12 protein-coding genes and 1 other RNA gene are annotated in these 11,910 nt (G+C 38.3%); 6 read left to right on the top strand and 7 right to left on the bottom strand.

Annotated features, from left to right (window positions below):
• Positions 1–1,152 (bottom strand): HYR domain-containing protein (locus ACESK1_RS09995; RefSeq protein ID WP_372920039.1); only part of this gene is annotated, 1,152 nt, incomplete at its 3' end.
• A gap of 856 nt (positions 1,153–2,008) precedes the next feature.
• Between ACESK1_RS09995 and pdxH the strand changes: the two genes are divergently transcribed.
• From pdxH to ACESK1_RS09975, 4 genes are read left to right on the top strand one after another with little or no spacing between them, the layout of a single operon-like run.
• Complete coding sequence (gene pdxH / locus ACESK1_RS09990; protein WP_372920038.1) at positions 2,009–2,656, top strand: pyridoxamine 5'-phosphate oxidase; 648 nt, start codon at positions 2,009–2,011, stop codon at positions 2,654–2,656.
• A 2-nt stretch (positions 2,657–2,658) separates the two neighbouring features.
• Positions 2,659–3,144 carry a histidine phosphatase family protein gene (locus ACESK1_RS09985; protein WP_372920037.1) on the top strand — a complete coding sequence of 162 codons (486 nt, stop codon included), beginning with the start codon at positions 2,659–2,661 and terminating at the stop codon, positions 3,142–3,144.
• 3 nt (positions 3,145–3,147) lie between these two features.
• The gene (gene ppk1, locus ACESK1_RS09980) at positions 3,148–5,250 is read left to right on the top strand and encodes a polyphosphate kinase 1 (RefSeq protein ID WP_372920036.1); all 2,103 of its coding nucleotides are present in this window, start codon (positions 3,148–3,150) and stop codon (positions 5,248–5,250) included.
• On the top strand, positions 5,247–6,143 hold the full coding sequence (locus ACESK1_RS09975) for a Ppx/GppA phosphatase family protein (RefSeq protein ID WP_372920035.1): 897 nt from the start codon (positions 5,247–5,249) through the stop codon (positions 6,141–6,143). Before ppk1 ends, ACESK1_RS09975 begins: the two co-directional genes overlap by 4 nt.
• Here the strand turns inward: ACESK1_RS09975 and ACESK1_RS09970 are convergent.
• Positions 6,140–6,724 carry a tRNA-(ms[2]io[6]A)-hydroxylase gene (locus tag ACESK1_RS09970; protein WP_372920034.1) on the bottom strand — a complete coding sequence of 195 codons (585 nt, stop codon included), beginning with the start codon at positions 6,722–6,724 and terminating at the stop codon, positions 6,140–6,142. The two genes, ACESK1_RS09975 and ACESK1_RS09970, sit on opposite strands and share 4 nt — an antisense overlap.
• A gap of 2 nt (positions 6,725–6,726) precedes the next feature.
• Positions 6,727–8,616, bottom strand: coding sequence for a DNA polymerase III subunit gamma/tau (locus ACESK1_RS09965; RefSeq protein ID WP_372920033.1), 1,890 nt, complete (start codon positions 8,614–8,616; stop codon positions 6,727–6,729).
• A 142-nt stretch (positions 8,617–8,758) separates the two neighbouring features.
• Here ACESK1_RS09965 and rnpB point away from each other — a divergent pair.
• Positions 8,759–9,080, top strand: an RNA gene (gene rnpB / locus ACESK1_RS09960) — RNase P RNA component class A.
• Here rnpB and ACESK1_RS09955 read toward each other — a convergent pair.
• The 4 genes from ACESK1_RS09955 to ACESK1_RS09940 are packed head-to-tail and all read right to left on the bottom strand — an operon-like array spanning position 9,075 to position 11,455.
• On the bottom strand, positions 9,075–9,455 hold the full coding sequence (locus ACESK1_RS09955; RefSeq protein ID WP_372920032.1) for a hypothetical protein: 381 nt from the start codon (positions 9,453–9,455) through the stop codon (positions 9,075–9,077). The two genes, rnpB and ACESK1_RS09955, sit on opposite strands and share 6 nt — an antisense overlap.
• A gap of 11 nt (positions 9,456–9,466) precedes the next feature.
• Positions 9,467–10,000, bottom strand: coding sequence for a 16S rRNA (guanine(966)-N(2))-methyltransferase RsmD (rsmD, locus tag ACESK1_RS09950; RefSeq protein ID WP_372920031.1), 534 nt, complete (start codon positions 9,998–10,000; stop codon positions 9,467–9,469).
• On the bottom strand, positions 10,000–10,818 hold the full coding sequence (locus ACESK1_RS09945) for a DUF3822 family protein (protein ID WP_372920030.1): 819 nt from the start codon (positions 10,816–10,818) through the stop codon (positions 10,000–10,002). Before ACESK1_RS09945 ends, rsmD begins: the two co-directional genes overlap by 1 nt.
• Complete coding sequence (locus ACESK1_RS09940) at positions 10,805–11,455, bottom strand: hypothetical protein (RefSeq protein ID WP_372920029.1); 651 nt, start codon at positions 11,453–11,455, stop codon at positions 10,805–10,807. Before ACESK1_RS09940 ends, ACESK1_RS09945 begins: the two co-directional genes overlap by 14 nt.
• 117 nt (positions 11,456–11,572) lie before the next feature.
• Here ACESK1_RS09940 and ACESK1_RS09935 point away from each other — a divergent pair.
• The coding region (locus ACESK1_RS09935; protein ID WP_372920028.1) for an AAA family ATPase at positions 11,573–11,910 on the top strand (338 nt) is incomplete at its 3' end.

Raw genomic sequence — 11,910 nt, 5'->3', positions numbered from 1 at the left:
ATCAAAACTCGCTGTTACAATGTTTCCAGCGCCATCTTCTAAAGTATAGGTGACTGTTGTTGTCCCAAGCGGGAAAGTATCTCCAGGTGTATAGTTGCTGGTGAAAGATTCAACCGAACAGTTATCATCAGCAGTCGGAGCGGTCCAATCTACTACCGCATCACAGCTTTCAGCATCGGTATCCTGGGTAATGTCAGCAGGCATTCCGCTGATCACAGGATCTTCATTGTCTTCAATATCTTCTATTATAACCTGTGTCTCGCTTTCGCATTCTCCATTACTAACAGTTAGAGTGTAATCTCCGGGAGAAAGATCGGTAAATTCTCCATTATTATGCTGAAAGGAATTATTGTCGCTATCTGTTAACGTATAGGTTAGATTATTTTCAAATTCAAATTCTATTTTTCCACTATTTTCTCCGCAAGTAGCATCTGTGGTAGAAATTACAGTTGGTTCTTCTGGGGTTTCGGGAATATAAATTTCTTTCGTTCTTTCGGTTGTCGTTAAACCGTCTGATACCTCAACAGTAACTTCATAAGTCCCGGCTTCCTCAAAATCAAAAATTGGATTTTCGCTTGTGCTGTTGCCTAAACCATCAAAATCCCAGGTATAGTCATAATCCTGAGTTTCGCCCCCTGTTGTTTGATCATTAAACTGGACGCTTGTGCTGCTACAACTTGAAGTATAGTCAAAATCTGCAACCAGAGGGGTTTTTATTAAGTAATTTTCTGTAGCTCCATAACATTGAGCATTGCTGTTTCTTGGTTCGCAAACTCTTGTTGTGGCATTAGTGTACCAGTCCATATAAAGATTTTGCAACTCTAATTCTTTTCCCCATTCCCAGGTAAACGAACTTATTTGATGATAACCAGTATCCGGAATAGGTTGTCCATCAAATAAACAATTCTGGACTAAGGGTTGAGTAACGCCATCCACGCTGACGTTATATTCCAAATAAAGCGAATAACCATTCCCGGAACTTCCGCCAAATTGCGCATATAGATATGCATTAACAGGTTGTCCTATCTGGTAGTTAGAATTAGATTGCAACGGAACCCCATTTGCATCTCCAAGATAAAAATCGTTTACCGTTACATTCTGGCTATTACATTGAGCCTGCATTTGTAAAGAACCGGCTAATGTAAAAATCAAAGTTAAAATGCTTAATAAGTTAAAACTTAACTTATTCGCAAAAGTAGTTTTCCAAATCATATTAGAAATGTTTAGAATTAAGTTTATTCAATCATTTGTAATGTTCCTTTCACAGAACAATCTCAATTAATAAGTAGGTTTAGGTCTAAATGATTTGTAGGGTCTAATCATTCATGTTTTCTATGGGGGAAAACAAAATCTTAATCTTTGGGGGTTAGAAGAGATAAACGATAAAATTAGGGGATTTTACCTATAGATTAATTGGGGATTAATCTAATTTGTCCATCAATTCTGGTGTAAAATTATAGTAATATTCCCTTTTAAAAAGAAATTTCTTTTTTTTTAGATGTAAGGCTGAAATTAGTCGGTAAACAACTTAATTGGATTGAAAAAAATACCGGAAAACCGGTATTTTATATTTAAAAACAGTTAGTTCTAATAATTTATTCTTTAGAAAGCAATAGGTGGAAACCCTAAAAATTTAGATCCAGTTTGAACGTCCAAAACCTTAAGATGTATTACATTATCTTAAAAAAGACCACCGATCTGGATGGACTAATATAGGGAAAACTATATGTTAAATTATTTTCGTTCATACATCAGGAAACGATGGTCATCTGTATTAACAAGAGGATGTTTTTTTAAGATCAATCTCGTAGATCTATCCTGCAATTATTAATCGACGGTCTTCGGGGTTAAAATCTACCGCCTAAACTTCAAGGGATTTGCTATAATTATGTGCTGATTTATCTAATGATAGAGAAGGGTCATGATTTTTATCAGATTAATTTAAGTTCAACACTTTTATTTTTCCGGCTTCCTGTTAAAACTTGTAAATTGCACTAAAGCTTTTATTATGCAAAAAGACCTTAAACATTACCGAAAGTCATATGAAAAGAATCAATTGGCCCAGGATAATTTACCTTCTGATCCTTTAGTGCTGTTCACCAGCTGGTTTAAGGATGCTGAGGATAATCCTGAAATTGGAGAACCTAATGCTATGAGTCTGGCAACGGTTGGAAGTGATATGTTTCCTAAATCGAGGGTGGTATTGTTAAAATCCTTTAGTCCTGAAGGGTTTACTTTCTATACGAACTATAATTCGGAAAAAGGAAAAGATCTTGCTGAAAACCCAAAACTATGTCTTAATTTCTTCTGGCCTGCATTAGAAAGACAAATAATAATCAGGGGTACAGCTTCAAAAACATCAGAGAAGGATTCAGATGAATATTTTAAAGTTAGGCCACGAGGCAGTCGATTAGGCGCCTGGGCTTCTCAACAAAGTCAGGAAATACCTTCTCATCAGTATCTTATAGATGAAATAAGCAAACTTGAAGATAAGTTTGAAAATGGAGATATACCCAGGCCGGGACATTGGGGTGGGTATCTTGTAGAACCACTTCACTTTGAATTCTGGCAAGGCAGGAGAAATCGTCTTCATGATCGTATTCAATACGAGAAGGCTATTAATGGAGATTGGAAAATTAAACGCGTAGCACCATAATTATGAAAAGACTAACACTAGTTCGGCATGGGAAATCATCCTGGAAACACGATCTTCCGGATGATAAGAGACCTTTGAAGAAAAGAGCTTACCGCGATGGAGATGTGGTAAGCAGAACCTATAAGGAGTTTTATACCCAGGATGCAATGTTTTGGAGTAGTCCTGCGGTAAGGGCTTTGGAAACAGCAAAGATGTTTAAAGAACAACTTGAGGTGCCTGATGAAAATTTCAAAGTAAAGGAATCACTTTATACATTTGATGAAGAGGAATTGCTGAGGATTATTAAATCCTGCGATGACGGTATTGAAAAATTAGTGGTCTTCGGGCATAATCCAGCAATGACAGCTCTTGTTAACCGGCTTGGAGATAAAGGCTTGGACAATTTACCTACTACAGGCCTATGCGTTATAGATTTTGCAGTTGACTCCTGGAAAGATATCCAACGAGGAAAAACCTTATTAACTTTGATCCCTAAGGAATTACGCTAATTTATGCAGCAACAAAAATATATTAACCGGGAACTCAGCTGGCTTCAGTTTAATGCAAGAGTGCTTCAGGAGGCCGAAGATGAAACAGTTCCCTTGATTGAGCGATTACGTTTTCTCGGGATATTTTCTAATAATCTTGATGAGTTCTTTAAGGTTAGGTATGCTACTGTGAAAAGAATTGATCTCGCAGGAAAAGCCGGTAAAAGTGTTCTTGGCGGGATCAAGGCCAGTAAACTTCTGGAAAAAATCACACAGATTGTTATTAAACAGCAGGCTGATAGTCTGGAGATTCTTGCTGATATCCAACATCAGTTGAAAGCTCATAATATTTATATCATCAATGAGAAACAGGTTTCGCAATCTCAACAGAAATTTCTGAAAGATTTTTTTCTATCAAAAGTAAGTCCGGCGTTGGTTACCATTATCCTTAATGACCTTCCCGAAATCCCCAGTCTTAAAGATAGCGCCGCCTATCTTGCGGTAAAGATGGTGATGAAGGAAGAGAAATCCAATCAGAAAATATCGCAGCTTCTGGATCAGCCTGTGCAGGAGAAAAAATATGTGCTTATTGAAATTCCCAGGAGCATAGAGCGTTTTGTAGTGCTACCCGAAGAAAATGGCAAGCAATACATCATCCTGCTAGATGACCTTATAAGATATAACCTGAACACCATTTTCAATATTTTCGATTATGAGAGTATCTCAGCACATATGATCAAAATTACGCGTGATGCTGAACTCGATATTGATAGTGACCTTAGTAAGAGTTTTATCGAAAAAATTTCCAATAGTGTGAAGGATCGGATTAAGGGAGAGCCTGTTCGCTTTGTTTATGATATGAATATCGCTGAAGATACGCTTACTTATCTCCTTAAAAAGATGGGTATTGATTCTTCAGATAGTATAATTCCCGGTGGACGCTATCACAACAGGCGAGATTATATGAATTTTCCCAGCCTGGGAAGAAATGATCTTTTATATGAAATAATAGAGCCTTTACCTATTCCCGGGCTTATTCTGCAAACAAGTCTTTTTAGCGGAATTGCCAAAAAAGATTTTCTTCTTTATACACCTTATCAAAGCTTTGCCTATACCGTGAAATTTCTCCGGGAGGCGGCGCTGGATCCCAAGGTAAGAACCATAAAGATTACAATTTATCGTTTGGCGAAGATATCTCATATCGCCAGTTCGCTTATTAATGCGGTGAAAAACGGGAAAAAAGTAACAGTTCAAATAGAACTTAGGGCTCGCTTTGATGAAGTAGCCAATATTCGCTATGCCGAACAAATGCAACAAGAAGGAGTGAACCTTATTTTTGGCGTTCCAGGGTTAAAGGTTCATTGTAAAACCTGTGTAATAGAAAGAGAGGAAGAAGGCAAATTAAAAAGGTACGGATTTATAAGCACAGGTAATTTCAATGAGTCAACCTCCCGACTCTATACCGATTACACATTGTTTACAGCTCATCCCGAAATTTTGAAGGAAGTAAATAAAGTTTTTGATTTTTTTGAGATCAATTATAAGGTAAGCAAATATAAACACCTGATTATTTCCCCACATTATACCAGAACTGCTCTGGTAAAATTAATTCAGACTGAAATAGAAAATGCCGAACAAGGTAAAAAGGCCGGGATTAAACTTAAATTAAATAGTCTATCAGATTATCCGATGATCAATAAACTCTATGAGGCCAGCCAGGCCGGAGTTGAAGTTAAGTTGATAGTTAGAGGAATTTGTTGTCTTATTCCCGGAGTTAAAGGTTTAAGTGAAAATATAGAAGCAATAAGTATAGTTGATAAATTTTTAGAACATCCTCGTCTTCTTATTTTTGAAAATGGAGGAGATCCTAAGGTTTACCTTACTTCTGCTGATTTGATGACCCGAAATCTGGACAACCGGGTGGAGATTTCCTGTCCTGTTTATGATCATGATATCAGAAAGGAAATTATGGAAACTTTTGATATTAGCTGGCAGGATAATATTAAGGCGCGGGTACTTTCTGAAAATCAGGATAATGCCTATAGAAAAAATGATAAACCCCGTCTGAGATCCCAATTTGCACTATACGATTATTATTTAAACAAAACGAAAAATCCAGAGTCATGATAAGTCAGAAAAATTATGCCGCCATAGATATTGGGTCCAATGCTGTTAGATTGTTGGTTTCTACTATTACCGAAAAAGAAGGAAAGGAAACGAATTTTCGTAAAACCTCCCTGGTTAGGGTTCCTATTCGCCTTGGGGGAGACGTATTTGTCACCCGGAAGATCTCTGATTCTAATATCGGTCGTATGGAAGATACCATGCAGGCTTTTAAACTTCTGATGAAATCTCACGGAGTGGAAAAATATAAAGCATTTGCTACTTCGGCTATGAGAGAAGCGGCCAATGGCGATGAAGTTGTAGAAAAAATAAAGGAATCCTCAGGCCTGGATATCGAGATCATCGATGGTAATCACGAAGCCGCGATTATTGCGGCAACAGATCTTCATAACCTAGTTCAAACAAACAGAAATTACCTGTATGTAGATGTAGGTGGTGGAAGTACAGAATATACGTTGTATAGCAACGGGGAATCTATCGATTCCAAATCTTTTAAGGTAGGAACAGTTCGTTTGCTGAAGGACCTGGTGGAACATAAAACCTGGAATGAAATGGAAAAATGGGTAAGGGAAGTCACTGAAGATTTTGATGACATAGACCTTATTGGTTCCGGTGGAAATATCAACAACATTTTCAAGACCAGCGGGAAAAAGGAAGGAAAGCCACTTAGTCTTTCCTACTTGAAAAAATATAATGAGCTGTTGAATTCTTACACCTATGAAGAGCGTATCACTGAATTAGATCTTAAGAACGACAGGGCCGATGTTATCATTCCGGCTGCCCGAATCTATCTTAACTCTATGAAATGGGCGCGGGCAAATCAAATATACGTTCCAAAGATCGGTTTAGCCGATGGGATCATTAAATCTTTGTACAGGGAAGATCAACGTAACTAACCATGAATGGTCTCGTCTCTGCCAAGATCTTTCATAATTTCAGCTTCGTAATCCAGTAATTCCTGCCATTTACGGTCAACCTCGTTTCGATCTTCCCCATATTTGCGGGCGAATTTTAAAAACATGGTATAATGATTAGCTTCACTTATCATTAAACTCCGGTAGAATTCGGCCAGCTCTTTATCTTCCAGTTTTTCTGAAAGTAGCCTGAAACGCTCGCAGCTCCTGGCTTCAATAAGCCCCGCGATTAACAGACGGTGTACAAGTTGAGTACTTCGGCTGCCTCCTTTAGGAAAAAAACTACGTAGTTTAATAACATATTCATCTTTTCGCTCCCAGCCTAGTGTTAATCCGCGTTGTTTAAGTTTATCGTGTACCATTTTAAAGTGTCCCATTTCTTCCCGCGCCAGAGCAGTCATTTCGTCAACTAGTTCCGGGTGCTCAGGAAAAGTGACAATAAGGGAAATAGCAGTAGAAGCTGCTTTTTGCTCACAATAAGCATGATCTACAAGGATCTCTTCAATATTCTTCTCGGCAATATTTGCCCAACGCGGGTCTGTGGGTAGTTTTAATCCTAACATGGTTATATGTCTAAATCAAAGGTGGTTCTTAATTTATCAAGCAATGGATTTTTTTCTTTCAGTTTATTATATTTTTCAATTGGGGTGAAGGCGTAGGTCTTTGCCTTTGTTTCATTAACCCTAATTACCAGGTTAATTTGGGTGTTTTGCAATTTCTTTTTCAGAAATGCCATCAATTTATTTCTCTCTTTTTCAAGGTCGATCTTCATACCTTCATTAGGCATTTCCAGAATGATATCCTGACCTTCCAGACTTGGTAAATCGGTTTCCAGGATAGATGCAAGTATCTTTTCTCCCCGCTGCTTTAATCGGTGTACGTACTCATCCCATGCTGCATGCAAATGGGTTTCATTGAACTCTTCGGCTAATTTCTTTTCTTCCTTCGGAGCCTTTTCCTGCATTTTCGCTTCCAGTTCCTTTTTTCTTCGAATGCTTTTAAGGGACAGCCCTGAAACTTTTTCTTTTTTTAAACCCTCAGGGTTCATTTCAGGCTTCGGCTTATTTTTGGTTTCTGCGGATTCCTGATTTTCCTTTTCATTATCAATTGCCGGTGAAGGTTCTCCAGGTTTACTGATTTCATGATTTTCTTCTGAAACACCCGAAGCAGGGTTTTCATCAGAATAATATTTTTTATTGTTGTCACTCACGCAATGTCCATCAATTCCATCGGTATTTGCTTGGGAAGTGGGTAGTTGAGATTCCTGAGGTGGGGTGGGAGCCTGCTGCTCGTGTTCATTTTCCCTTACCAGTTCCTTCTCTTCTGAGGAAAGTTTTACAGGAGCTTCTTCAAAATAATTAGCCGGAATTATTGGCTGTTCAAACTTTTTTTTTTCTCCATCAAAAGTGATAGAGGCAAGCTGCATAAGACAAAGTTCTACGAGTAAACGCTGATTCTGACTATTCTTGTACTTTAGATCGCAATCGTTTGCAAGATCTATGGCTTTAATAAGAAAGGAATGACTGGTTTTATTGGCTTGTTCAAAATACCGGGTTTTAGTTTGTTCGCCAACTTCCAGCAGTTGTATTGTTTTTTGATCTTTACAAACCAGAAGATTTCTGAAATGGGACGCAATCCCCATTATAAAATGATGTCCATCAAAACCGCTGGATAAGATATCGTTATAGGCAATCAAAAGACCTGGAATATCATTTTCCAGGATAAGATCGGTAACCTTCATATAGGTGTCGTAATCTAAGACGTTCAGGTTCTCGGTTACGGCTTGTCTGGTTAGATCCTTTCCACTAAAACTAACTACCCGGTCATAGATAGAAAGGGCATCCCGCATAGCTCCATCGGCTTTCTGCGCAATGATATGGAGAGCATCTTCCTCAGCATTTACGCCTTCCTGTTCAGCGATGTATGACAGGTAATTCTTAGCATCGGTTACGGTGATACGCTTAAAATCAAATATCTGACAACGGGATAGGATAGTGGGAATTATTTTATGCTTTTCAGTAGTAGCAAGGATAAAAATCGCATGCTTTGGAGGCTCCTCAAGAGTCTTTAAAAACGCATTAAATGCAGCCTGTGAAAGCATGTGTACCTCATCTATAATATACACTTTATAGTTTCCTACCTGCGGCGGAATGCGAACCTGATCTATGAGGTTTCTGATATCATCTACCGAGTTATTGGAAGCGGCATCCAACTCAAATATATTAAATGCGAAATCCTCATCGGGACTTTGGGTGCCATCCTGATTGATCATTTTGGAGAGGATACGGGCGCAGGTGGTTTTTCCTACTCCACGAGGTCCTGTAAATAACAAGGCCTGAGCAAGATGGTTATTTTCGATGGCATTGTTAAGAGTGTTGGTTATGGCCTGTTGACCAACCACATCTCTAAAGCTTTGTGGCCTGTATTTTCTGGCCGATACTATAAAATGTTCCATCGAAATTATTTGAACAACAAATATAAAAATAGCCAGCTTAAGTCCTAAACACATCGCCCTATATTTTTTGATATTATGGCATAAAAAGTGAATTAGCCTGCTGAAATAAAAAAGCCGGGAATTTAAAGTATCTTTGCGGCTTAAAGCAGGCCGCCTTATCGCTACGCCTGGTGCGTAGAGGAAAGTCCGGACACCATAGGGCAGCATAGTGGGTAACGCCCACCGGCCGTGAGGTTAGGACCAGTGCAACAGAAAGGATGTACAGGTAATGCTGTAGTGAAATCAGGTAAACTCTATGCGGTGCAATGCCATGTAAACCGGCGCCTGCAGACTGCCCGTCTGCTGCCGGAGGGTAGGCAGCTCAAGGTTCCTGGCAACAGGAATTTCAGATAAATGATAGGGGCCCAGATCCTGATATAATCGGGAATTGGGAACAGAATCCGGCTTACAGGCCTGCTTTATTTTTTATTCAATAAACTTTTTGACCAGGCGATAGCTTCATCCATATTGGTAAAAATATCAAAGGGAAGTGGAGAGAATTGCTTTTCAAAATGAGCTGTTTTGACGCCCATTAGCTCATAATTCACGATGGCGATTCCAGCCAGCTTTTCAAGATGTCTTAAATTGGAATAGATAAGTGGATTAACATTATAAGCCTCTTTTCGGTTTGAGATATAAACGAAACTTCGGGAATCAAAAACTTCATTGCAGAGATTTAGGATTTGCTCAACATGATTATCTTCGAAAATAACCCCTTCCTTCACTTTTGAAATAACATAGCCATTATAAAACTCCAGGACAGTATCTTCCAACTCTATAATTTTTAACCGAGTTTCCATAGAACTGTGGTTTATTCAAAAAAGCTAAATACTGAACTTCCATATTTTCTGGCTTCGGTAAAATGAGGGGTGTCGGAGAGATCTGTGTGTTTTGAATGTTCCAAAATTAAGGTGCCATCTTCCTTTAGAAGTGCTTTTTCGAATACCAGGGAAATAATCTTATGAAAAGCTTCGGGTTCAAAATCGTAGGGAGGGTCAGCAAAAATAATGTCCGATTTAACTGGAGCTTTTTCGAGATATTTATAAACATCACTTTTTACCACATTTATATTCATGTCCAGCTCTTCTGATGTCTTTTTTATAAATTTCACGCAATCAAAATTCTCATCCACGGCAGTAATTTGTGAAGCGCCACGAGAGGCAAATTCAAAAGCGATATTTCCCGTCCCTGAAAACAAGTCGAGAAAGGTTATTCCATTTAAATCAAAGCGGTTATTCAGAATATTAAAAAGCGCCTCCTTAGCCATATCGGTTGTGGGGCGCACGGGTAATTTTTTAGGAGCGACTAATCGTTTCCCTTTATTTTTTCCTGAAATGATTCGCATTAGAATGAATTTAAGAGAACAAATTCAGCTTCGGCCTCCTTTTTCTCAATTTGGTTCTTTATTGCATAATTAGTGCCGAAATTGGAAATACTGATATTCTTTATATAATGATAAGCAAGCTGAAATAGATCAGATTCTTCAGAAATATAACCAAAAAGCTGAAGGTCGAATTTTTCTGGATTTAGGTTCAACTGTTCTGCAGTAAAGAGGATATAGTAAAGGAAATCTTCTGGAGTTTCATATTTAAAACTGTTACAGAAGATTAATTTTCCTCCTTCGATTACCACAAGGTCATAACCTCCCAATTTATTATAAAGATAAACACTGGGAGAATTGTTTTTTTCCTTTTTCAGTAAAGTTTCAAGTAAAACTGAAATGCTGTGTTTATACTCAAATTCACCATACCGATCGAAGAAATAATTTATGATATTGGTATAGGGGATGTATACGCATACGGTTTTGGCCACCTCAATTTCATCGTGCGCGATAAAATCGGTTTTGAGGATCCTGGTGTTGAATTTCAGATAATTTGAAGCCTGTTCTTCAGTAAACAATCTAGAAGGGACCAGCGTATATAAGGGATTGTCAAAAATTAAGGTGATTTCATCAACAGCTTCCTGGAGTGGCTTTTCATTTTGGTACTCCCTGTCTATTTTCTGAAGAATTTTTACCGGATCCAGTTGGCGGTCAAAGTCAACTTTTTTCAAAAAGATGATTTCTTCCTGTTTTGTATCCAGGATACAAAAAGAAAGTCCATCCAGGCTAACCTGAATGGACAGTTTTAAGTTTTTTTTGGTTTGTTGGTTAGTCGTCACCATAAACTTTTGGCCAGTTTCCCGTGGTTTTGATCTCTTCCATAGATCCCACCCTAATGTAACGGCCGTTCACATCGTCTACCGATTGGATTTCATTTTCCTGAAGTACAAGATCTCTGTCCTGATCTGCAAGGATAATACTTTTAGCAACCTTGGCTTCAAACACAGGAATGTCTCTGTCTCCCTTTTTCATTGTTCCTGCCTCAAGTTCAAATTTTGCATCAACCCCCTCAATTGGTACGTTGATCATTTCGGTATAACGCTCGCGGTCTCCTTTAAATAATGAATCTTTAACAGGTACAAAACCGAGGGTGTCAACAATCACCTTTTCAATGTATTCATCTACTCCATAAGTTTCCCTATATTCTTCATCTAAAATAGTAGTATCCCTTCTTTGGGTGATTGCGAATTCGGCGGTGTCAAGAAATTGCACCAATTTATCAAAATCTCCCTGAAATTCTCCGGTAACCTCCTTGTAGGCAAGTTCTGCCTCACGGATATCCTTTAGGTTTTCAATTACCTTGGCGTAGCGTTTTTCTTTAACCTTGTCGAATTGGATTGGTTGGTATACGGCATCAAAGGTAAGATAGGCCAGCCCAATGATCACCACCCAAAGAAGTAATTGAATTGCAAGTCTCATGCTTTCGTTATTTTTAAGATAATATTAGTGTTTCACGACAAATCTACAATTTTTTTTTATTCGTAAAAGTTTCTTCCCTAAAAATCCATTCCTATCTTTGAATTTTGACAATATCCTATGAAAGAACTCACTTCGGCTGGTTTTTATAAGCTTATTTTAGACGATTTGGGTTTTCCTGCTAAAGCTAAACAGGATATTGCCTTACAGCAACTCGCAGATTTTGTTACTTCCAATTCTTCGGAATCTATTTTCATGCTGAAAGGTTTCGCCGGAACGGGTAAAACCACGATTATAAGTACCCTCGTTAAAAACCTTTGGCAGATCAAAAAATCAGGAATTCTTATGGCCCCCACCGGGAGGGCTGCAAAGGTGATTGCTAATTATTCCAAAAAAGAAGCCTTTACCATACATAAGAAAATTTATTTTCCCAAAAAATCAAGAGGTTCCGGAATTCA

It is taken from the genome of Salegentibacter sp. (genome assembly GCF_041642575.1).
GTDB lineage: Bacteria > Bacteroidota > Bacteroidia > Flavobacteriales > Flavobacteriaceae > Salegentibacter.
This window is presented reverse-complemented; position numbering and strand designations above follow the sequence as displayed.